The 23,414-nt window shown below is 34.5% G+C and carries 18 protein-coding genes and 6 pseudogenes; 13 read left to right on the top strand and 11 right to left on the bottom strand.

The genetic code is table 11. The features are described 5' to 3' along the window. Positions 1–58 precede the first annotated feature (58 nt). Positions 59–1,064 (top strand): IS630 family transposase gene (locus tag ABWU62_RS06055; RefSeq protein ID WP_353287829.1). Its coding sequence is split into 2 segments (ribosomal slippage): positions 59–520 and positions 522–1,064, totalling 1,005 coding nucleotides; the frame shifts between segments, so codons are not numbered across the junction. A gap of 16 nt (positions 1,065–1,080) precedes the next feature. Here the strand turns inward: ABWU62_RS06055 and ABWU62_RS06050 are convergent. The 7 genes and pseudogenes from ABWU62_RS06050 to ABWU62_RS06020 all read right to left on the bottom strand — a co-directional run. Then, positions 1,081–1,575: pseudogene (locus tag ABWU62_RS06050) on the bottom strand (hypothetical protein); the annotation flags it as partial. Then, positions 1,572–1,766, bottom strand: coding sequence for a hypothetical protein (locus tag ABWU62_RS06045; protein WP_264686509.1), 195 nt, complete (start codon positions 1,764–1,766; stop codon positions 1,572–1,574). The gene ABWU62_RS06045 and the pseudogene ABWU62_RS06050, both read right to left, overlap by 4 nt. Then, positions 1,756–2,376, bottom strand: a pseudogene (locus ABWU62_RS06040) (hypothetical protein); the annotation flags it as partial. The pseudogene ABWU62_RS06040 and the gene ABWU62_RS06045, both read right to left, overlap by 11 nt. Before the next feature lie 15 nt (positions 2,377–2,391). After that, a protein-coding gene (locus ABWU62_RS06035) for an IS630 family transposase (protein ID WP_353287112.1) occupies positions 2,392–3,397 on the bottom strand; the annotation gives its coding sequence in 2 pieces (ribosomal slippage) (positions 2,392–2,934 and positions 2,936–3,397; 1,005 coding nt in all). 82 nt (positions 3,398–3,479) lie between these two features. Next, a pseudogene (locus ABWU62_RS06030) lies at positions 3,480–4,061 on the bottom strand (hypothetical protein); the annotation flags it as partial. A 12-nt stretch (positions 4,062–4,073) separates the two neighbouring features. Continuing rightward, a complete protein-coding gene (locus ABWU62_RS06025) occupies positions 4,074–5,996 on the bottom strand; it encodes a DUF4815 domain-containing protein (RefSeq protein WP_353287828.1) in 1,923 nt (640 codons plus the stop codon). Between the two features lie 6 nt (positions 5,997–6,002). Beyond that, the gene (locus ABWU62_RS06020) at positions 6,003–6,686 is read right to left on the bottom strand and encodes a hypothetical protein (protein WP_353287827.1); all 684 of its coding nucleotides are present in this window, start codon (positions 6,684–6,686) and stop codon (positions 6,003–6,005) included. Between the two features lie 441 nt (positions 6,687–7,127). Here ABWU62_RS06020 and ABWU62_RS06015 point away from each other — a divergent pair, with 441 nt between their 5' ends. The 7 genes from ABWU62_RS06015 to ABWU62_RS05985 all read left to right on the top strand — a co-directional run bounded on the left by ABWU62_RS06015 (position 7,128) and on the right by ABWU62_RS05985 (position 14,822). Further along, on the top strand, positions 7,128–7,619 hold the full coding sequence (locus ABWU62_RS06015; protein ID WP_265017254.1) for a sigma-70 family RNA polymerase sigma factor: 492 nt from the start codon (positions 7,128–7,130) through the stop codon (positions 7,617–7,619). Positions 7,620–7,695: 76 nt separating this feature from the next. Beyond that, the gene (locus ABWU62_RS06010) at positions 7,696–8,502 is read left to right on the top strand and encodes an ATP-binding protein (protein WP_353287826.1); all 807 of its coding nucleotides are present in this window, start codon (positions 7,696–7,698) and stop codon (positions 8,500–8,502) included. Between the two features lie 23 nt (positions 8,503–8,525). Beyond that, the gene (locus tag ABWU62_RS06005; protein ID WP_265018055.1) at positions 8,526–9,335 is read left to right on the top strand and encodes a helicase RepA family protein; all 810 of its coding nucleotides are present in this window, start codon (positions 8,526–8,528) and stop codon (positions 9,333–9,335) included. A 26-nt stretch (positions 9,336–9,361) separates the two neighbouring features. Beyond that, positions 9,362–9,850, top strand: a complete 489-nt coding sequence (locus ABWU62_RS06000; RefSeq protein ID WP_353287825.1) for a hypothetical protein — start codon at positions 9,362–9,364, stop codon at positions 9,848–9,850. Then, complete coding sequence (locus tag ABWU62_RS05995; protein ID WP_353287824.1) at positions 9,847–11,031, top strand: AAA family ATPase; 1,185 nt, start codon at positions 9,847–9,849, stop codon at positions 11,029–11,031. Before ABWU62_RS06000 ends, ABWU62_RS05995 begins: the two co-directional genes overlap by 4 nt. Positions 11,032–11,066: 35 nt before the next feature. Beyond that, positions 11,067–13,139, top strand: coding sequence for an AAA family ATPase (locus tag ABWU62_RS05990; RefSeq protein WP_353287823.1), 2,073 nt, complete (start codon positions 11,067–11,069; stop codon positions 13,137–13,139). A gap of 150 nt (positions 13,140–13,289) precedes the next feature. Next, positions 13,290–14,822 (top strand): hypothetical protein, encoded by a 1,533-nt coding sequence (locus tag ABWU62_RS05985; RefSeq protein WP_353287822.1) that lies wholly within the window; start codon positions 13,290–13,292, stop codon positions 14,820–14,822. 667 nt (positions 14,823–15,489) lie between these two features. On the opposite strand, the gene ABWU62_RS05980 is transcribed toward ABWU62_RS05985, so the two are convergent. Continuing rightward, a complete protein-coding gene (locus ABWU62_RS05980) occupies positions 15,490–15,621 on the bottom strand; it encodes a hypothetical protein (protein ID WP_353287821.1) in 132 nt (43 codons plus the stop codon). Between ABWU62_RS05980 and ABWU62_RS05975 the strand changes: the two are divergent. Next, positions 15,615–16,620 (top strand): annotated as a pseudogene (locus ABWU62_RS05975) (IS630 family transposase). The gene ABWU62_RS05980 and the pseudogene ABWU62_RS05975 overlap by 7 nt on opposite strands. A gap of 388 nt (positions 16,621–17,008) precedes the next feature. Here the strand turns inward: ABWU62_RS05975 and ABWU62_RS05970 are convergent. Further along, positions 17,009–17,962: an Rpn family recombination-promoting nuclease/putative transposase gene (locus ABWU62_RS05970; RefSeq protein WP_353287820.1), complete on the bottom strand. Its 954-nt coding sequence runs from the start codon at positions 17,960–17,962 to the stop codon at positions 17,009–17,011. A 128-nt stretch (positions 17,963–18,090) separates the two neighbouring features. Here ABWU62_RS05970 and ABWU62_RS05965 point away from each other — a divergent pair, with 128 nt between their 5' ends. The 4 genes and pseudogenes from ABWU62_RS05965 to ABWU62_RS05950 all read left to right on the top strand — a co-directional run. Continuing rightward, the gene (locus tag ABWU62_RS05965) at positions 18,091–19,011 is read left to right on the top strand and encodes a helix-turn-helix domain-containing protein (protein WP_353287819.1); all 921 of its coding nucleotides are present in this window, start codon (positions 18,091–18,093) and stop codon (positions 19,009–19,011) included. A gap of 171 nt (positions 19,012–19,182) precedes the next feature. Beyond that, positions 19,183–19,839: a RadC family protein gene (locus ABWU62_RS05960; RefSeq protein ID WP_353287818.1), complete on the top strand. Its 657-nt coding sequence runs from the start codon at positions 19,183–19,185 to the stop codon at positions 19,837–19,839. A gap of 107 nt (positions 19,840–19,946) precedes the next feature. After that, the gene (locus ABWU62_RS05955; protein WP_353287817.1) at positions 19,947–21,110 is read left to right on the top strand and encodes a hypothetical protein; all 1,164 of its coding nucleotides are present in this window, start codon (positions 19,947–19,949) and stop codon (positions 21,108–21,110) included. A 75-nt stretch (positions 21,111–21,185) separates the two neighbouring features. After that, positions 21,186–21,353 (top strand): annotated as a pseudogene (locus tag ABWU62_RS05950) (helix-turn-helix domain-containing protein); the annotation flags it as partial. 35 nt (positions 21,354–21,388) lie between these two features. On the opposite strand, the pseudogene ABWU62_RS05945 reads toward ABWU62_RS05950, so the two are convergent. Both ABWU62_RS05945 and ABWU62_RS05940 read right to left on the bottom strand, forming a co-directional pair. After that, positions 21,389–22,369, bottom strand: a pseudogene (locus ABWU62_RS05945) (IS256 family transposase); the annotation flags it as partial. A 14-nt stretch (positions 22,370–22,383) separates the two neighbouring features. Then, positions 22,384–23,389, bottom strand: a protein-coding gene (locus tag ABWU62_RS05940; protein WP_353287090.1) for an IS630 family transposase whose coding sequence is annotated in 2 segments (ribosomal slippage) — positions 22,384–22,926 and positions 22,928–23,389 — 1,005 coding nt in all. Because the reading frame shifts where the segments join, the coding sequence is not laid out codon by codon here. Between the last annotated feature and the right edge of the window lie 25 nt (positions 23,390–23,414).

Raw genomic sequence — 23,414 nt, 5'->3', positions numbered from 1 at the left:
CGAATAGACAATAATGGAAAAAAAGCCATACTGGAGTAAGTAAAATAGCGAGGTTTAGATGGCATTAAGATCAAAATTATTGGATGAAAAAGTGGTGGAATCAGCAAAAGAGATGCTGAAGAAAGTAAGAAATAATGCGTATGTTGCAAAAAAACTAAATGCTGTAATTGCAGCAAAAAAGCACAGTATAACAGCTGTAGCAAAAATATGTTGCATTTCGAGAAAGGCAATTACTACATGGATAAAGCACATAAAATTTGGAAGAGAAGAAAAATTATTTTCTCCACCTCAACGTCGTAGAAAAACTATATTGAACCAAAGTCAACTTGAACAAATTGAGGTGTGGATAGAGGAAAACCCCAATATTACTATTAGAGAAATGAGAATAAGAATCCAAGAAAGATTTGGTTTGAATATCAGCAAATCCACAATACATCGTAATATGCAAAGAATGAAATTCTCATATATCACACCAAGACCAGTTCATAGTGGACAGGATAAAAATAAGCAAGAGGAGTTTAAAAAAAAACCTCAATGAAACTATTGTCATGCATTCTGAAAAAGAGCTATTTTTCTTCGATGAATCACGGTTTGGTACATATTCAAAAGTTGGACATGGGTGGTTTAAAAAAGGCAGCAGGACACAGGTTAAGGTAAAATTAGGTAGGGAAAATTTTTATCTCTATAGTGCAGTTAATCCCAGAAATGGAGAGAATTTTAGCTTATTTGCACCAAACGTCAACACTGCTTGTATAAATATATTCCTTGAACAGATGTCGCAATATTTAGGAATACGAAAGGCTTTTCTCGTGATGGATTGCGCTAGTTGGCATAAGTCAAAAAGTTTAAAGATACCTAAAAATATCGAAATTATATACCTACCACCATACTCACCTGACCTCAATCCTGTTGAGAGGTTTTGGTTATATATAAAACAGAACATTTTGCGCAATAAAATCTACGATACAATTGTTCTGCTTGAGAGCGCTTTGTGTAAATTTATTACCTCTCTTTCCCCTTCCACGGTTAAACAACTCTGCAATGCTTCTTATTTGGTTCATTAATAATGAGAGTTGGTATAAGACCATCTTTATGACTATTACTAATGCTATTTATTGCTGCAATATTGGCATTCTTTCTCGTATCAAGTAGCGATAAATTTGTTGTTCCTTTTTCATCAATTCTCTTTAATAACTGCTTCTCTGATTCAGAGATCACTGCTAAAGAACTAGCTTTTTTATTATCCAGATCAGTTAAGTGTTTTTTTGCACTATCAAGAAGTTCTTTTAGCTTACCATCAGTCATCTGTACAATTTCAGAAACTGCACTTTTGTCGACTATTGATTCCAATGCTTTAGCAAGATATGCTAATTGATCTGGAGTACTGTTTTCTGCTAAATCCTTAAGCCTCTTTTGTAGTGCATCAATTATCTCTTTTACCTCAGTCATCTGCACAATGTCAGCAATAGCTTTTTTATCTGCTATCAATTCCAGCGATTTTGCAAGATATGCCAATTGATCAGGTGTGCTGTTTGCTGCTAAATCCTTTATCCTTTGGTATATTGCTTCTTTCATTCCCAAAAATTCAAAAAAGTTTCAAATCTAAATCGTTTAAAATTATTTTTTAGTTGATTATGCTCATCTTCTCTTTCGGTAATATCTTCATCTATTTTTTCTATAGCTCTGCGAATACGTACTACATCTTCTACCGCAATATTCTCTGGGTGTGGCAAAGGATATCCGCGCCTCGTTTCATCATTTGGCATTTTCTTGCGTTATAACAACCCGCAAGTTTTTTACCTTTGGACGACAGACAACCGTTCCACTTAAAACCAATTTTATCCTTGTCTCATTGGAGTTAAAATTTGATAGTACATGAGTTCTCTCCACCCAATTTTCTCCAATTGGTTTTCCTGATGTTAAATTCACTAACTGCCAATCCACGTTTTTTTGCACATACGCTTTAACATCTGCAGTGCCAGGTATTAGTGCATCATATGTTATGGTAATTTTAGTGTTAGCTCCTGCTGTAATGCTTCTTGTAACATAATCTCCTTTTTCCCCTATATTACCCATAACTAGCTGTAACCCAGGATATAGCACTGGACTTTTCTCTCGCCCTCCTTTTAGGCTTGCTTTTACCGTTAATTCCCCATTTATTCTTTCACGCAGTGCGAGCGGCAAATTATCAGACAAAAAATTTTCTTTTCCTTCTTCATCTGTTAAAATAAATTCCACATTGGTATCAAATGCTACTTTTTCGACGTTCGTCAAAACAATTAAATCTGATACGTTATTTGCAGTAACCTTGCCAAGATCAATAATGTGAGAAACTTCGCTAAATTTTGCAGCCAAAAGCCGAAACGTTAAATCTAATACCAACTCTCATTATTAATGAACCAAATAAGAAGCATTGCAGAGTTGTTTAACCGTGGAAGGGGAAAGAGAGGTAATAAATTTACACAAAGCGCTCTCAAGCAGAACAATTGTATCGTAGATTTTATTGCGCAAAATGTTCTGTTTTATATATAACCAAAACCTCTCAACAGGATTGAGGTCAGGTGAGTATGGTGGTAGGTATATAATTTCGATATTTTTAGGTATCTTTAAACTTTTTGACTTATGCCAACTAGCGCAATCCATCACGAGAAAAGCCTTTCGTATTCCTAAATATTGCGACATCTGTTCAAGGAATATATTTATACAAGCAGTGTTGACGTTTGGTGCAAATAAGCTAAAATTCTCTCCATTTCTGGGATTAACTGCACTATAGAGATAAAAATTTTCCCTACCTAATTTTACCTTAACCTGTGTCCTACTGCCTTTTTTAAACCACCCATGTCCAACTTTTGAATGTGTACCAAACCGTGATTCATCGAAGAAAAATAGCTCTTTTTCAGAATGCATGACAATAGTTTCATTGAGGTTTTTTTTTAAACTCCTCTTGCTTATTTTTATCCTGTCCACTATGAACTGGTCTTGGTGTGATATATGAGAATTTCATTCTTTGCATATTACGATGTATTGTGGATTTGCTGATATTCAAACCAAATCTTTCTTGGATTCTTATTCTCATTTCTCTAATAGTAATATTGGGGTTTTCCTCTATCCACACCTCAATTTGTTCAAGTTGACTTTGGTTCAATATAGTTTTTCTACGGCGTTGAGGTGGAGAAAATAATTTTTCTTTTCTTCCAAATTTTATGTGCTTTATCCATGTAGTAATTGCCTTTCTCGAAATGCAACATATTTTTGCTACAGCTGTTATACTGTGCTTTTTTGCTGCAATTACAGCATTTAGTTTTTTTGCAACATACGCATTATTTCTTACTTTCTTCAGCATCTCTTTTGCTGATTCCACCACTTTTTCATCCAATAATTTTGATCTTAATGCCATCTAAACCTCGCTATTTTACTTACTCCAGTATGGCTTTTTTTCCATTATTGTCTATTCGTTGCTTGTATAGCGGGAATTGGTATAAGTTCTGATGTGGAGTCCAGGTGCTTGCATTGCTTGATGACAGTAATACTCCTACTTGATATGGCTGACTTGTTACCCAGCGGCTATTTACTGCATCATATTTGCCAAGTTCTGCTATTTTTACTGCAGTACCTGCATCATCGGTAAGTAAAACTATTGCATATTCTCTGCCAGCTTCACACCAGACAGGAGACCAAGTAATACGTGTTGCTGTGCCATCTATCTTTATATCTTTTGGCTCAATATAACTTTCAGCAATGACAGTCTGCGAGGGCATTCCCAATGTTGTTTCTCTAATCTGCACAACAACACGTTTTTTGCCTTTATTTATAAACCATAACTCTAGACCTCCTATGTGTCTGCTCTCATTTAAAGTAAATGTTTGCGCTAATGGATCAACTCTTCTTGTTGCGATAACTCTTCTTCTCTCTTCTATGGTAATAGTTTTTTTACCAGTATACGTTGCTTCTCCATAGCTTCCTTTATCCCCGTAAAACTGTACTAATTTAGTACCTGCTGGAATATTTGCTGGGATTTTTATCTTTCCCTTTAATTTTCCCTGGTTGTTAGTTGTGAGCATATTTTTTACCTCTTACGCAGTAGGCTGAATGAAGACACCATCGAACTTCACCTCCTTGAGCTTTTCATTCGGGGAAAAACCTTCAATTTCAAAATTCTGTACCGCTTCTCTCATAAATTCAGCTTCATAAGAATTACTTGACAATAGCTCTGTCGTTTCTTTAGCATTAAATACTCTGGTTACTGGACTTTTCCAATTTGTTTTTACCTCCGTCCAGTGATCAATGTTTTTATTTAGAGTAATTTGTGCCGGGACTGGATCAAAAGCTTGATATGGATTGATCTTTTCTCCTTTAGTCTGTAAGAGCTGTTCTAGTACCGGTTCAAGTTTATACGGCAACAAATAAGGTTCTCTACCTCTTTCAACATCAATGATTTCTACGTTTATCGGTAAAATTAGTTCCTTGTTTACTATCGCTGCAGACTGAACAATTCCCTGATCACGCATATCATCGTCAAAAAACGAATCAACAAATACTCCTTTTTTCGTTGTAGGTTCTCTTGAATTTGCATCACTGCGTAAACGTTCCTCTGCAACCAGCGCATAAAGATCATTTATTCCTTTTTTCATTGCTTCAAGTTCATTCATCGGCACAGCATGAATAGCACTATTCACTACTTTCACTTTTTCACCTTCTTTCCATGTCTGATGAATATAGCAAAGCAAAAGTTGTCCGTTAGGTGCTTTAGGCATTGATGGTCGCCAAGAATGGGAAATTCCTTTTATTCTCCTTACCACCCCTTTGCTATCGATAGTAATTAAATCAAAGCGGGGCATTTTCCAGGTATAATCTATCAAAACCAAGCTGTTATCAACTGCTCCTTTTACTTTACACCCCTGCTCACTTATATCTTCAGGACTTACATGAGTGCGAAAGCGGTAAGTTATTTGATAACTACTTCCAGGAGCTGGTTCTTTGCCGGGTAATGACCAATCAACGTTTCCTGCGTTTAGTTTATAATCTATGCTGTTTTCATAAATAACGTTGCCTTGTTTAATTTGAATAATTTCAAGTACTGCAGAGTCAGGTATCGGATCAATGGCTCCTGAATATGAACCGTGAGTAATGGTAATAGTTTTTTGAACAGTTATATCTACTTTTTTGATTTCACTTATTGGAAAATCATTAACTTTAAGTTCCATTACTCTTTGGCTATTTGGCTGAAAAGTATGCGGTTCTGATTCAACTGATTTTATATCAGGATCTTCATCAAAAGAAACACGAATACTGTGAGGAAGTTCAATCTCATAGCCATCAACATGAGCTTTGCCCTCATTAATCACAAATATTTCTCCACCTTTTTCGTCCCTTTGCAAGAACATTACTTCAAGACCATTTACAACGTAGGAACCATTTGCTTCTTTGTCATAACGAGCAAGAGCAGTAGTTACTATGTTTGCTTGTGGTGGCGGTGAATGTTCTATTAATACTCCATTTTCAATGTTATAGATTGGATAAAACTCTCCTTCAGAAAAACGTGGAGAAAGACCTTCTGCTTGATAACCCCAAATGGTGGAAACTTTAAGCCTTGCTGCGCCTACTTCCTGGTAGTTTCTTGTGCCAACTGCAGGATCACGAAGATTTTCGTCCTCAAGTTCTGTAATCGTAGATTCTAGATAATAAACACCTATACGCACTGTGGTACTCAGTGGAATAATAAATTCTTCTTTTTCGACTTTTCTAACTGCTCCACGAAGATAGATTTTTCCTGATTCAAGCGTAACTTTACCAGTTTCTCTATCTATAATACAATTGCTTCCTGTTACAACATCACCATCACGAAATATTGCATCTCCTATGCCTTTAAGCTTAGAGAGAGCATACTCCTGAGTCTCGTTTAATTCTGCAGATTGCAAACCTCTTCCAGCAAGAAATAAGCTTTTTTCGTATTCTTTGTCAGGATTAAAGCGGTTATAATAACTATTTAAGGTCATTTTGTTTCAAAAAGTTACAACAAATGAAAAAGTTTCCCTGGTTGCTGCAGTTCTGATAAGTGGTACGGTGTGTTCTAAAACTAACAAAATTCCCGAATTTTCCACGTCTTTTGGTTCAAAATATCTCTGTCCTATAGGTAACCCTTCTTTTACTTTAGTACCAACCATAACCCCTAATTCCCGTATAACTTGATTTGCTGCATCCGTGAAATCGAAAGTGAATTTGAGAAAAAGATTGTTGGTTGGTACATTTGAGGGCCTAAACCTTCCAGAAGGAGTTATAAGTTCGCCATTTTCATCACCTGTGCAGAATAGCACTTCATCCGCAGTACGTCTGCCAAGTTCATTCAAGAGCTTTATAGAATTTATAGGTTCAGGTGGTGTGCTTTCAGTATACTGTACAGTAACTTTATCACTTACTGGAATAGAGCTATTTTCCGTACGTTTTATTAGACCAGTACTACTATCAACTGTATAGTCAACACTTGGCTGATAAGTTGTTTGTCCGATAAAAACTTTTACGTCTTTAATGGGATGGTGATCTAGGGCTATTTCATCCTCAACAAAAACTTTTTCGACTTGATGACTACTTTTCCAGCTTGCATCACCACTGCCCCAGGCAAGATGTAGAGACTGCTCTTTTATACTTGCTGCTATTGCTGCTCTTCCTGATTGTGTGAGAATTGACATTTGAAAGTTTGGCTCCTGTATTATATATATACACGGTTGCTCAACAATTCGTCCAAACAATATAAAAAAAGTTTAAATAATTTTAAGGCAGCTTTTGAAAATCAACTAAATCATAGAAAAGTAGTGCATCAATACAATATTCCACTGTTTAAATAAGATTTTTGGAAATTAGCCAATCTTTCTAACTAGCTTATATCAATTTTCGTTATTGGGAAGACCAAGGTGAATATATTTTACATTTCAGCAATTCACTGGAAATCAAATCCTCTCTTATTCGATTTTCATCTGTCTTATTTAATTTTAGAGAAGTCTTATTTGATCTATTAATAAAATAACTATTATCTTATTCTATTTTTCATAATAGACAAATTACTCTTATTTAAATTCTGCAGGGTCTCGAAAGAAGAATTAGTAATAAATCTTTGATTATTCGAGGTTTTTATGAAATCTAAAAATTCTTTTTCAGGCGTTGATCCGATAATTGTTAAATATATAAAGTACTATGCTAGCTGTCTTAATCATATTAGCTGTTTTATTGATAAGAATCTTGAAGATATAGAGCTGGAACTTTTTTGTGAGGTTTGGCCTTGCCTTAGTCTGTATGATAAAACAAGAAGTAGCTTTAATACTTTTGTTGCTAATTTAACTAGACGTCGTGCTCGTAACCTCTTGCGTAACCAACTATGCACTAAACGTCAGATTAACTTTGGTATTGATGATAACATACCAGATTCTAAATATCTTGAAGATGATATAATGGTATACATTGACGTAAAAAATATAATCTCAAAATTACCGAAATCTCATAGAAAACTATGTGAGCTGCTTAAGGTTTCTACTATTACTGAAGCTGCAAAAATAACAGGTATACCAAAAACAACTGTCTACAACATTTTAAGGCAAATACGCGATAAATTTTCATCTTTAAAATGAGATTTGCTCGATAAGTTTTGGACGAATTACCTAGGTCACCGTGTATATATATCTGAGTGATTAAACCAGGAGAAAAATGAAAATAATTGATAGAGATGAACGAATGAAGACACAAACAGGAGCAAAAATTGTGATCTTTGGTCCTTACGGTATTGGTAAAACCAGCCTCTTAAAGACTATAAGTGAACCAACACTATGTCTTGACTTTGAAGCAGGTCTGCTTGCTGTTCAAGATTGGCAGGGAGATTCAATTAGTGTTCGTACTTGGAATCAAGCTCGGGATATTGCCTGCCTAATTGGTGGTCCGAACCCTGCACTAAAATCTGATCAAGCGTATAGTCAAAAACACTATGAGCATGCCTGTAGCAAGCACAAAGATCTTCTTTCTGAAGTTTCTAAATACCGATGCATCTTTGTAGATAGTATAACCGTTGCTTCACGTTTATGTCTTTTATGGGCAAGGATGCAACCTGAAGCTTTTTCTGATAGATCAGGAAAAGAAGATAAAAGAGCTGCTTATGGGTTGCTTGCTCAAGAGATGATGGCTTGGCTCAATCAGTTTCAACATATCAGAGATAAAGACATCATAATAGTTGGCACATTAGGTCAATATCTCGATGACTGCAATCGTCCAACTTGGCTACCTCAATGTGAAGGTGCTAAAACTGCTAGTGAGATTCCAGGGATAGTTGATGAGGTAATCAGCATGGTTGGAATCAAGAAAGATGATGATACAGAGAAACGTTCATTTGTCTGTCAGACTATTAATACTTGGGGATACCCTGCTAAAGATCGAAGTGGCTGCCTTGATATGGTTGAAGAACCGCATTTAGGTAAATTACTTGCGAAAATTAAAGCCAAAACTTTTGCTCCTATTGTTTAATTAAAAATTGGAGAATAATTATTATGGAACAAAGCTTTTTCAATATCGGTCAAAAAATTCCCTTTTTCAGTGTAAAAGAATACTTGGATGATCAATCGCCAATACCAGAAGATATAATCGCACCAAGGATTCTAACTAAAAGAGGTCTATTGGTACTGGGTGGCCCACCTAAGATTGGCAAGAGTGATTTTCTTATTTCCTGGTTGATTCACATGGCTGCTGGAGTTTCATTTTTGGGTATGACTCCAAGCAAACCTATGAAAATTTTCTATCTGCAAACTGAAATTGAATATGAATATATGAAAGAACGTTTGCAACAACTTCAACTGGATAACGAACTTTTGAATATAGCTGCCAATAATTTAATCATTACACCAAGAGTACAATTATCTTTCAGCAGTGAAGAAATAGATGAAATTAAAAATGTTATCAAAGAGCGTTTCAAACCTGATATTATTGCCGTCGATCCTCTTCGTAACATTTTTAACTCAAGTGAATATGGCAATGAAAACGACAATAGCGCTATGTTATTCTTCTTGCAAAAAACACTTGAAAGACTGAGAAATGTTATCAATCCAGATTCGGGCATAATACTCACTCACCATACAAAAAAACTATCCAAAAAAATGTTAGAAGAAGATCCATTTCAAGGCCTAAGTGGTGCTGGATCTTTACGTGGATTTTATAGCACTGGCATGGTGATGTTTGCTCATGATGAGGAAAGCACTGTCCGTCAAATAGTATTTGAGCTTCGTAATGGTGAATGTGTAGCAAGTAAGCTTGTCGATAAGATAGATGGTCGTTGGAAGCTTGCAGACCAATGGAGTAACTGATTTTTACTTAATTTATAGGAGACAATATGTTATCAGATTTTTTAACTGATTTTAATAACGCAAAACTGCAGAGCAATTTAATACCGAAAGGTACAATAGTCAAGGTAAAAATGGCAATAAAGCCTGGAGGTTATGAGAATTGGTTCACGAAAAGCTACACTACTGGCAGCATCTATTTAAACGCTGAATTTACTATCACTGAAGGTCCATATGCAAAACGCAAGATTTTTCAGATTATAGGTGTCAAAAGTGGCAAAGCAGAAGGTGAAGAAGACATCTGGGGAGAATCTGGTCGTTCTATGCTTAGAAGTATTTTGGAGTCAGCACGGAACATTCATTCAAATGACACTTCAGAAAAAGCAGCTATTGCTAGAAAAGTCAACTCTATAGCTGACTTTAACGGGGTAGAGTTTACTGCAAAAGTTGGTATTGAAGCTGATCGGTATGGAGAAAAGAACAAGATTGCTAAGGTTATTACTCCAGAACAATCTGAAGTTGATTGGTTGCCATTTTGAAGTACGACGAAGGGAAGCTCTGGATTGCTGTAATTGAGAGAGCTATCAAAGATACAGCAGGAAAAAATCTAGAGCTAAAGAAAGAAGCAATTAAATGGTTTGATTCAGAGTCTTTTGAAACTGTTTGTGAGCTAGCTAATCTCAGCTCTAAACGTATGAAAATTATGTATGGGGGTTTTATGCAGAGAAAGGAAATAAAAGGATTATTGATTGATAATATTAAGGAGTGTGTACCTTACCTAATTCCAAACGGTAATTTTTATCGAGAGAGGACTTATGTTGGCAACTGTGACGGGGATATGATTACGGTTAAAATAGTGGGTAAAGAAGCTGGAAACTGGCGTAATTTTACTAAGGGAATCAGTGGTGATATTATTGATCTTTGGACTTTAGTTAAAGGTGATATAAATTCCGCTAAGAAGTGGTTAAATACTAAAGAAAACACAACAGAACATAAAATTACATCGTTTTCAGCAAGGCATTACTTAAATGATAAATCACCAATGCCAAAAGATATAATAGGCCCAAGAATTTTAACTCCAGGCGGTCTTTTGGTTATAGGCGGAACTCCTAAAATAGGAAAGAGTAATTTTCTACTTTCCATGTTGGTACATTTAGCTGCTGGAGTATCATTTCTTGGTATGAAGCCTGCAAAGCCACTCAAGATATTCTATCTACAGAATGAAATGGAATATGGTTACATAAGAGAGCGCTTACAGAAGCTAAGAATCAGCAAGAAAATCCTTGATGAAGGAACAGAAAACTTAGTTATTACTAAAAAAGTACAGTTAACTTTGAATGTGGAAAAAATAAAAGAAATTATATCGGAAAATCTCGATGTAAAAACAGTTGATCTTATAGTGATAGACTCTCTTTTTGATTATAGGAGTATGATCTCTTTTCTGCAAAATAGTATTGATGAACTACGCTCTATAACTAATCCTATGGCTGGAGTAATAGTTACACATTATACCAAAAAAGTGTCAACAACCACGCTAAAAAAGAATCCATTTCAAGCATTGAGTGGTGCTAATGTTTTAAGAAGTTTATATACATCTGGAGTAATGATATTTAGGCCAGAAAGGAATACTCTGCAATTGATGTACGAACTTAAAAACGGCAAACCAATACCAACAAAATTCATAAATATGGTTAACGGACGCTGGATAGCTACAGCTTAACCAAATTTCTAAACTTTAAATATATTGGAGATTTTATGGGTATCTATTGTGATTTTAATACTGCAGCTCCACGAAAAAATGCACCGTTAGTAGAAAAAGAACAACTTAAAGCTCAGCTTCTGTTAAATATCAGATCATGCCTTTCTTATCTATTGCCAAGAGGGATTTTTCGTGGTGATAAGTTTTATGTAGGCAATATACAAGGTGATAAAGGCAAGAGTCTAGTAGTAGAATTAAGTGGCAGTGAAGCTGGCCTATGGCATGATTTTGCAACAGGAGAAGGTGGTGATATCATTGATCTTTGGGCAGGAGTACATAGAAAAAGTACGAGAATAGAGTTTCCTGAAGTAATGACTTCTATAGCTCAGTGGCTTGGTCATTTCAAAAACTCAGGTAATCCAACTGCATATTGGGATTATTACGATGAAAGCGGCCAAGCTATTGTTAGAGTCTATCGTTACGATGATGATAATGGAAAGCGATATCTTCCTTTTGATATTAAAAGATCCGACTTTGGAACGCCAGAGATAAGACCACTCTACAACATTCCAGGTATCTTAAAGTCCGATAAAGTTGTTCTGGTTGAGGGAGAAAAATGTGCAGAAGCGCTGATAAAACAAGGTATTACAGCAACAACAGCAATGTCTGGAGCAAATGCACTTATTGAGAAAACAGATTGGACTCCACTTAAAGGTAAAAATATTATTATTTGGCCAGATAATGATGAACCAGGTAAAAAGTATGCTGAAAATACTACTACAAAACTTATTAGTTTAGGTATTGCATCACTTTCTATGATTAAAATTCCAGAGAATAAACCGAAAGGCTGGGATGCTGCTGACTATTTACAAGAAAGCACAAACGTCTCTGATTTTATCAAGAACAACGCAAAAAAAGTAATGATTAAACCGCCACTAAAGATTTTAGACTGGAGTGCAGAACGCTTTGTAGGTCCGGTACCAGAGCAAAAGTTTCTTGTTGAGGGAGTATTTCCTTTAGGAGTTACTTCAATAGTGGCTGCTATGGGAGATACAGGTAAATGCATGCTTCTTCTTGATCTAGCACTTAAAGTTATAAGTGATAAAGATCAGATATGTAGTTTTGGTTCATTTGTTACTGAGCATGGATCAGTGGTAATTTTTTCAGCAGAAGATGATGCAAGTGAGATACACCGCCGCTTAGAACGACTTGACCCTAAGTGCGAAAGGTTAAAACATAAAGATAAATTATTTATTGTACCACTGCCAAATGTCAGAGGATCACTTACAATACTCAGAAATGTTCGTGGTAAAATCGTTGAAATTTCTCCTGAATTTGAATCAATAATGAAGCAGCTCGAGGAAATAAAAGATCTAAAACTGATAGTATTTGATCCACTTGCTTCATTTATTCATGCAGATATAAATGCTGATCCTGCTGTAGGAGATTATCTGATGTGTTTGCTATCTGATCTAGCGTGTAGTACTGGAGCTTCAATTATTACTGCTCACCACATGAGAAAACCAAAAGGAGAAAAACCTATACTAACTGTTGAGCAAGCAAGAGATGCAATTAGAGGTACCTCTGCACTTGTTAATGGTGTTAGATGTTCATATGCTTTTTGGCCAATAGAAGATACAGCTAAGCAAGAAATCTTTAGGTCAATGGGTGAGACTCCAAGACAAAATGCTTTATTTTCCGGGGCAGTTGTTAAAGCAAATGGGTTAGCTGATCGCACTGTACGTACTTACCTAAGAAATCAAGAAACAGGACTACTAGAAGATATAACGGCACAATTAAAAGTTAAAGACATTAGTGATAAAAGTCTTAAGATATACCTTATCAATGCAATTAAACGATCTGCTATTGCAGGACATCCATTTACTCATACAGGAAGCACAGGAGTATATAAACAACGGCATAGGCTACCTGAAATCTTTCACAGTATGGGAAGAGATAGATTAGAACGTGTGGTGCAGGAGCTTTTACAGGCAAAACAATTAGTAAAAGGAATGTCTAAAGGTTCAAGAGAAGATAAGTGGCTTGACGTTATAACAGGACCATTTGCTTGTGGTATAGGAAAATTCACTCCTGGAGCTGAAGATTTTAGCTGTAGACAAAGCTTATAAGTCTCTATCTTTATTTACAAATCCCTCATACAGGTTTCAAATACTATAAATAGGGATTCTAAAATATACTATCAATTTTCTTAGTATATTATCAAATTATTTATCATTATATGATACAACTTACAGCATATTTATAGTAAGGTGTTAATCATGAAAGAGGCAAAGAAGAATCCAGTAGTTAGATTAAAGGCTACAGTTAAAGAATTTAATTTTCTTAAATTAAGAACAGATCAAGATAATAAATTAGCGAATTCCGGTGAAACAATGTTCTTAGATTTTCAAAGGATGAATTTTATTATTAACGGAAAAGAGATAGATAAAAATCTTATTATTGCATTTAAGGAAGGAGCTAAAGATTATAGAAATGAGATTTTTAACCGTGATAATTTTGATAATCTATCCGAGGAAGGTAAAGCTTTTATGGAACCAGTACTTAAGGAGCTTGATCAAGATAGACTATCTGAAGTTTGGGAAAATCATTGTAATAGCCCTACAGTTGCTGATGAGAAAAAAACTGATGAATATAGAAAGGAATTTGAGAGATTTTATAACGCAGGGAGAAGCTCTTATCATCTATTCTCCAAAAAAGATTACCGTGCATTAGCAAAGGAAATTTTCAAGGAAATGTTTAGATACGCTGAAGCAAAGGTTCCAAGTGATGCTATTTTAGAAGAGTTAGTCACCAATTGTAATCAAGCAGGGTATGGGGCTGGTATATTTAATGAATCTCATGCCGCACTCAGTAGTTGTAGCTTAATTCCACACAGTCCTAAAAAAGCGCTAAACATTTACTGCACTGATCACAACTGCATAAAAGTGACGTCTGATATGGCAATGCCTATAACCACGGTTGACAATCCGGAAGAGAAAATATGCGACCTATCCAGCTCATTAGAATTCACACTCGAATCTCAAAATGACAAAGATGATATAATATATAAAGAAGGTAAATTATCACTCACTATTCCTGAAGAGTTAAAAAATTATAAAGATAATGGCAAGAGCTTGTTTGACATTATTAAAGAATATTTTCAGAAATTTTGTGCAGAATTAGGATTTAAACATAAGACAAAAATACAAATAGAGCATGACTTAGGTACTCAAATCAAAGTAAGTAACTACTTAGGTGGCACAATATCAATCACAGGATCAGATGCAAATAAAGAGTTTATCCATCTTTTAAGCAAAAATCTCAGAGGGAGGTTATTGGAATCAGGATTTGCTCTAGGAGGTGAAGATGTTGATGATATTATTGAAGTCAGAGTATCTGCAGTTATGGATCTACTGCGTGATTATACTAAATTGGAAGATAATAAAGAAAACAGAGAGTTATTAATAAGTGAAGTAGCAGATAATTTAGGGCTTTCCACTCAAGATAAAACAGCATCAGAAGTATTGATGGAATTAAACTCTTTACCTTCTTCGATAAAAGATAAGGTTAATCATAACCAAGTGCAGTTTGTTGTAAATATTTTTACCAATTTAATTATTGAAGGGAAAAGCGAGATGTATGAAAAAAAGGGTGCGATTAATGCAATTGATGCAATTCATCAGAAGGTAGATAAGGCAATTGCTGAACAAGAAAAAAAAGCAACTAATAAACAAGATATAGAAAATGATAAATGGACAGATAGAATAAAAAAACAGAGATTATCTGTGGAATCACATGAACATTTACATTAAAGACACTGGTATGCTCTTTAAATATCTCAGAGTTTAATCTATTTTTTTTATTCTATCTACTTAATCAAAAATATTAACTTTGGAGCCAGAAACTATAACCTATTATAAGCTATGATTTCAATTAAAAAGGGATAAGACATCAAATGGTTGAATTACATTACTGATTCCTGGGTTATTCACTAAACAGTTAGAAATCAAGGAAGCTAAAACCTGCATAAAACCTAGACTTTTTGACCTACATTCCTAAAAGCATTCCTAGTAACTACATACTTAAAGTTAGCTAATATGGCTGATTTTACCATTCCTAAAACTCTTATATATTATATATATATAATAACAATAGTAATAAATAATAAATAAAATAAATATATAAACTACAAATAAATAAAACTTATCAAAAAGAAGGAAGATCAAAAAGACCACCGAAAAACATTATTTAGATTTAATGAAAAAAATAAAATTTAGAGACAATTGCGGTTAGTACGATTTTAAAGGGATTTTACGACTTTAGGGTACAATTCATCACTTAGACCTAAGTTGCTCATGTAAGATAGCTTAAAACTCAATTACGAGGCATTTCTAAATCCTTTCTTACTTTGAACCTCTACCGATTACAAAAAAACTTACTTTAGTCTATCACGTTTTTTATTTGTTGTAAAATATTTTTTCAAAATAATAAGCCAGATGAACGGCCAGATTCAAACAACTTATACCAATTCCCGCTATACAAGCAACGAATAGACAATAATGGAAAAAAAGCCATACTGGAGTAAGTAAAATAGCGAGGTTTAGATGGCATTAAGATCAAAATTATTGGATGAAAAAGTGGTGGAATCAGCAAAAGAGATGCTGAAGAAAGTAAGAAATAATGCGTATGTTGCAAAAAAACTAAATGCTGTAATTGCAGCAAAAAAGCACAGTATAACAGCTGTAGCAAAAATATGTTGCATTTCGAGAAAGGCAATTACTACATGGATAAAGCACATAAAATTTGGAAGAGAAGAAAAATTATTTTCTCCACCTCAACGCCGTAGAAAAACTATATTGAACCAAAGTCAACTTGAACAAATTGAGGTGTAGATAGAGGAAAACCCCAATATTACTATTAGAGAAATGAGAATAAGAATCCAAGAAAGATTTGGTTTGAATATCAGCAAATCCACAATACATCGTAATATGCAAAGAATGAAATTCTCATATATCACACCAAGACCAGTTCATAGTGGACAGGATAAAAATAAGCAAGAGGAGTTTAAAAAAAAACCTCAATGAAACTATTGTCATGCATTCTGAAAAAGAGCTATTTTTCTTCGATGAATCACGGTTTGGTACACATTCAAAAGTTGGACATGGGTGGTTTAAAAAAGGCAGTAGGACACAGGTTAAGGTAAAATTAGGTAGGGAAAATTTTTATCTCTATAGTGCAGTTAATCCCAGAAATGGAGAGAATTTTAGCTTATTTGCACCAAACGTCAACACTGCTTGTATAAATATATTCCTTGAACAGATGTCGCAATATTTAGGAATACGAAAGGCTTTTCTCGTGATGGATTGCGCTAGTTGGCATAAGTCAAAAAGTTTAAAGATACCTAAAAATATCGAAATTATATACCTACCACCATACTCACCTGACCTCAATCCTGTTGAGAGGTTTTGGTTATATATAAAACAGAACATTTTGCGCAATAAAATCTACGATACAATTGTTCTGCTTGAGAGCGCTTTGTGTAAATTTATTACCTCTCTTTCCCCTTCCACGGTTAAACAACTCTGCAATGCTTCTTATTTGGTTCATTAATAATGAGAGTTGGTATAAGCTTGTGAATAACCTCAGTAGGTAGATTAAAATATGAGAGATGGAGATATAATATGTCAAGTAGTGGAAAATTTAAAGTGAGGGTAGCCAAAATAATTAGGGAAACCAGTATCAAGTTTGATGGTCTTAATACTAAAATGGATGAAGTAGACATTAACTGCTAAGTGATTAATGTATTTTCCATATTGAACTTACAGCACGTAGCTTTGATATAGAAGTTTGGGTAACGTTATGATAGTAATTTATATAATTCTATGTGCAATCTTTATAGCTGTTTTAGACAGTTCATTAGACTCTTAATTAAGGGGTATGTCTAACTTAGGAAAGATTTTCATAAATGTTGAAAAGTAAAATGAATAAGTTGTAGTATTTATGTTTTTTCCCTGAGTTGTAAAATTTCAGAATGAGAGAGACCGGTAATTTGAGCGATAACATCTATAGAGACACCGGCCTTGAGTGAGTTTTTGGCCACAGCTATTTTAGTCTTTTTTTCTCCCTCTTCTCTACCTTTTTCTGCGCCAATTTTGATGCCACGTTCTTCACCAATGAGGATGCCTTCTTGTCTACCTTTTTCTTGACCTACTTTAAGACCCTCATCAAATTTTTGAGCAAAAGCAGCAATCTCATCCATTATGCGTTTTTTCATTTGTTCATATGCTAGTAACTCTTCTTCTGACCAATTAAACTTATTCATCTCTTCATAAGCTCGTTTTATTATTACGTCACTACCAACTATTTTATCTAGGTCCTCTTCGCTTGTTTCTGCTGCATATCGGAAAAAATAACACCATTTTTCTACTATATTTTCTAATTGATCTTCCTTCGTCTTTGTAAATTTTGGTAATTCTATGAATACGAAGTAAAAATCCTTTAAGTCATGTTCAAAGCTATTTTGATCTAAAATGACATGATTAGATTTGTACTCAGCCTTATCTGGAAAAATAATACAATCAGCAACAGCAATAAAGATAATTTCCTTGAGGTTATGATACTCATCACCCTGATCAGCTTGACTTGAGTAGGCTTTGGCAGCATAATATTGAGCACGCTTTTCGAAGCCTTTGGTCTTAGTAAACTGCATTTCTATGATGTATCTTGAACCTTGAGAGTCTTTACAAAGAACATCGACAATACTCTGCTTTTTAGCGGCAATTTCAGGGTCCAAAATGGTAGCTAAGAATTCAACATCGTGGATAGCAGCTAAGCCAGTGAAGCCTAAAATATCGTTCAAGAAATGAATGAGAATATCTTTATTCTTCTCGGTGCCAAATATTCTTTTGAAGGCATAATCATTGCGTGCATCAAGGAATTTAGAAAAAGCCATGATAAATTAACCTAAAAAGCATTGATGATTATACACAATTCTAAAGAAATATTCAACTAAAATTCAAACATAGAAGTTTTTGTATATCTTTATTTGGTAGTATTAACCTATATAATATCTATTTCTGTATGGCAAAGCATACTACTGTTTCCATAAGGTACCAAATAGCACAAAAAGTAAGGAGCTGGAGGTTAAAGCGAGGTTATACTCAAAAAGATTTAGCGGGAAAAATTGGCGTAACGTATCAAGTAGTACTACAATATGAAAAAGGAACACGAAAAATTTCGATTGAAAAGTTATACGCTATAGCAAAGGTGTTATCAATTAGTATTACGGATCTGATTCCTGTATCAAATGAAAAAATCCGCCTTGAAGACGAGGAAGAGGAAATATTAAATCTAGTAAGAAAATATAAAACGATTAATGATCAAGAGTTGCACAAGGTGTTTTACTTGCTAGCAAAATTTACCCGAGTTGGTGAGAAAAGTAGTAGAAAATCGGAAAAAATAAAAATTGCAAAAGGTCTGGTTAAAGCAGGAGTTTCTGTTGATACTGTTTCAAAAACAATTGGTCTGTCTGCTGATGAATGTGTTGAAGAAAAAGGAGGTTCTATTTACTGCCAAATAGGAAAGAAGATAAAAGAATGGAGGCTAGTGAGAGAGTATACTCAAAAGGATTTGGCTGAGAAAATGGATATAACACGTGATGAAATAAGCAACTATGAACAAGGACGTGTAGCTATTCCACTGGAAAAATTATATGCAATAGCAGAAACATTATCGATTAGTATTACAGATCTGCTAATAGAGGAAGGTAGTAAAGTAGAAAATGAACTACCGAATTTAATTGAAGAATACAAAAAGATTGAAAGCCAAGAACTACGTAATGTACTAATAAAATCTATGTTTAAAAGCATACAAATTTGTGAGGAGAAAATTAGAGAAGAAGAAAGAATCAAAATTGCAAAGAACTTAGTTAAAAAAGGAATTTCTACCGATATTATTTTGCAAATAACAGGCCTCTCTTTAGGCGAAATTCAACAAGTTTAAAATAAAAAAATCACCATATGTTAATATCCTTACCTCTTGATGAAAAAATAAGTAAAAAAGATTGAGAAATTGATTTGACTTCACTCGAAAGCTATGGCTCTATGCCAATGCTGATAAAAAAACAGCAGTAAATATTTAAAAAAAGTTTGTTGTTAGTGAAGGGTAAATTATATGAATAAAAGTAAAGAGGAAATCGAATTCAGAATATTAGAAAGCAAAGGCAAAGCACTACTTGATCGTGAAATAATGGAAACGTTTCTAAGTGCAGTACATGAAAGGCCGCAAGCTCAAGAAATTGCTAAAAATCTGGTGAATACTTATACGGGAGTAGGAAGGATTTTAGGCCGAGAAATGGATGACCTGAAAGTCATAGAAGGAGTAACTGATTCTTCAATAGCAATGATTATGTGCGTTAAGGAAACACTAGAAAGGGTACTGAGAGAAAAGCTCAAGGGAGAACCAATCATGGACTTACAAGGGCTAGTAGAATACTTGAACGTAAGTATAGGTCATGCAGAGAGGGAATGTGTAAAAATACTGTACTTGAATAAAAGGCGCCAACTAATCGGAGAAGAATCCTATATTGGTGAAATGGAAAAAGCACCAGTATACATAAAGGAAATTATAAGAAAAGCATTAATAAAGAATGCAACATTAGTAATAATGTCACACAACCATCCTGGGGGACGCTTAGAACCATCAGAAGAAGATCAAGAAGTAACGAAGAGCTTAGCAGCAGCATGTAGTACTGTAAGCATTAGATTATTTGACCATATTATCATCACAAGTGGAGGCTATTTCAGCTTTCGAGAAAACGGATTGTTATAGTAGAAAGTATTTGCAAATCTACTCACTATAATTTATAATGAGTAATAGAATGTATAATAATAAAGTTTATTGTACGCTTAAAAAGTATTTTTAATAGTGAGGATAATATGGGTAATAAAATAATTGTACCTTTTGATGATAAGAAAGGAGGTACTTATCAATTAAACGTTGATCTTGATAAATTATCAGAAGGTGAGATGTTAAATGCTATTATAGGAATTGGTCGTACTAGCCAGCAGCCTACTTTTGTAAGCAAAATTAATAAGGCTAAAAAACCTGGAGAAGTGCCCTCCTCTAATAGAGACGTTCAAATCAACTATGGAAAAGGGCTTGATTATATATATGGTACAAAACCTTTAAACGATCAAGCAGAATATTTAAATCCATTTACTTCAGCTTTGAAAAAAATAAAGCCAAATGCAAGCGAAAGTGAAAAGTTAAGCTGGTTTAAGAGTTCTGTAGTAGAGGCAAAAAGCGTAAATGAATTGCATAAAGCCATAGACCAAGTATTAGCATCTGGAGGAAGGCTAAATGCATGTAATGATGGGGAATGGAGCTTTGCTGAGTATGTAATATTGGGCACACATTTTCATAAATTTGATAAGGCTGATCGTAAAAAGCTAATACGTAAATTAATGCTAAACGGTGCAGAGTTTCATGATACTTTATTGGAGAATAAATTGATAGGTGAAATCTATAATGAGCTACAACCAGAAGTTCAGCCACAGATAGATAGGCAGCTAGAAGAACTAGAGAAGGCTGGCGAAAGTGCTGTTCAAGAAGGAGAATTAATAGATATCGAGATAGACAATACAACATCGTATATAGAATTTTCTGATAATAGCAAGGTAGAGGTAGCAAAAATACTGAGAGAGTTAGGAAGTAATATTTTAAAAATTGGTAATAATGCAGTTGAGGTTAAAAGTGAGAAGGGAGGTATAAGAAACTATACCGATATGTCAGATGGAAGCTCTATTGTATTAGAATTTCCTACAAGCGCTGGCAAGCTAAATATCATATTGTACCAAGATGCAAATCAGGTGCAAGTGAGAATAGCAAATAAGGAAATGTGGGCTGAGTTAGAAAAAAGAGGCGAAGAAATAGGAAAAAATTGTCTTTTTGCTGGAATAACGGTTAAAGAAGCAGTAGAAAAAGGTAGTTTCACTAGATGTGGCATATGGAGTGAAAAGCAGAAGGAAGTAAGTGAAAAATTGTTTTCATGGGCAGACAAAGTACGTGAAAATAGTAAAGAAACTTGTAGGGCACTTTAATTCATCAATTTAAAGGTTCCAGAGTCTAGCTATTATATCTGGAGCCTTTGAGCTATAGTAGAAAATATTATATGTATGGTTCTTTGTATGAAAAAAAGTCTAGACTGTGAGGTAGGGCAAAAAGTAAAAAATTGGAGGTTAGAGCGAGGGTACACTCAGAAAGATTTAGCAGAGAAAATTGGTGTAAAGTACTGGGTAATACTGCAATATGAAAAAGGGAACCGTAGAATTTCAATCGAAAGGCGGGAGTGTTAAATAAACTGTGTCAAGCCGCATTTTTAGTTCAACTCAATTTTCAGTCTGTTGGGAAAGAAAATGTCAAGCTGAGACATAGTTAATGACCAATTAGGCAAAGCTGTAGTCCACTTTTGCTCTACCTTTTTTATAGCACAATATACCTGTTTGTACAAGGCATTTGTATTAGTAAATGAGCCCTTAGTTTTAGTAAATTTCCTAATTTGTCTATGCAATCCCTCAATTGGATTGGTGGTGTAAATCAGCTTCCTAACTGGTCCAGAATACTTAAAATAACCAGACAAATTTTCCCAATTGTTTTGCCATGATTTTGTAACCAAGGGATATTTTTCACTCCATTTTTCTTCCAGCTCAAGCAAATAATTCTCAGCAATCTCTTTACTTGAAGCACGATATATTTTTTTCAAATCATTTATGAAAACTTTTACATCTTTGCTAGATACATACTTCAGTGAATTCCTTATCTGATGCACTATGCATAGCTGTACTTCTGCTTTAGGAAATACACTATTTATAGCGGTAGGAAAGCTTTTTAGCCCATCAATACAGGCAATTAGAATATCTTCTACTCCTCTTTCTTTGAGGTCATTTAGTACTCCCAACCAGAAGTTAGCTCCTTCACTTTCAGCCAAATAAAAACCTAATACTTCTTTTCTGCCATTTTGATTTATGCCCAATATATTATACATACATTTACTTATGCAATGTCCGTCCTCCTTGACCTTAAAAAACATGCCATCCATAAATACTATTGGATACACTGATTGCAGTGGGCGGCTGCGCCATTCATTGATTACTGGTAGCAGTTTATCGGTAATACTAGATATCTCTGCTGCTGATATTTTGTGGTCATATATTTCCTCAACATGTGAAGCTATATCTCTGTATCCCATGCCACTGGCATATGTGCTTAAGACCTTTGCTTCAAGTTCTGGATGTAGGCTTGTTTGCCTTTTTTTGACTATTTGTGGTTCAAAGCTTCCCTCCCTATCTCTTGGTGTTATACCAACTCTCATTATTAATGAACCAAATAAGAAGCATTGCAGAGTTGTTTAACCGTGGAAGGGGAAAGAGAGGTAATAAATTTACACAAAGCGCTCTCAAGCAGAACAATTGTATCGTAGATTTTATTGCGCAAAATGTTCTGTTTTATATATAACCAAAACCTCTCAACAGGATTGAGGTCAGGTGAGTATGGTGGTAGGTATATAATTTCGATATTTTTAGGTATCTTTAAACTTTTTGACTTATGCCAACTAGCGCAATCCATCACGAGAAAAGCCTTTCGTATTCCTAAATATTGCGACATCTGTTCAAGGAATATATTTATACAAGCAGTGTTGACGTTTGGTGCAAATAAGCTAAAATTCTCTCCATTTCTGGGATTAACTGCACTATAGAGATAAAAATTTTCCCTACCTAATTTTACCTTAACCTGTGTCCTACTGCCTTTTTTAAACCACCCATGTCCAACTTTTGAATGTGTACCAAACCGTGATTCATCGAAGAAAAATAGCTCTTTTTCAGAATGCATGACAATAGTTTCATTGAGGTTTTTTTTTAAACTCCTCTTGCTTATTTTTATCCTGTCCACTATGAACTGGTCTTGGTGTGATATATGAGAATTTCATTCTTTGCATATTACGATGTATTGTGGATTTGCTGATATTCAAACCAAATCTTTCTTGGATTCTTATTCTCATTTCTCTAATAGTAATATTGGGGTTTTCCTCTATCCACACCTCAATTTGTTCAAGTTGACTTTGGTTCAATATAGTTTTTCTACGGCGTTGAGGTGGAGAAAATAATTTTTCTTCTCTTCCAAATTTTATGTGCTTTATCCATGTAGTAATTGCCTTTCTCGAAATGCAACATATTTTTGCTACAGCTGTTATACTGTGCTTTTTTGCTGCAATTACAGCATTTAGTTTTTTTGCAACATACGCATTATTTCTTACTTTCTTCAGCATCTCTTTTGCTGATTCCACCACTTTTTCATCCAATAATTTTGATCTTAATGCCATCTAAACCTCGCTATTTTACTTACTC

It is taken from the genome of Wolbachia endosymbiont (group B) of Gerris lacustris (assembly GCF_964028355.1).
In the GTDB taxonomy this organism is placed as follows: Bacteria; Pseudomonadota; Alphaproteobacteria; order Rickettsiales; family Anaplasmataceae; genus Wolbachia.
The sequence above is the reverse complement of the archived record's forward strand: the minus strand, read 5'-3'. Positions and strand labels throughout refer to the sequence as shown.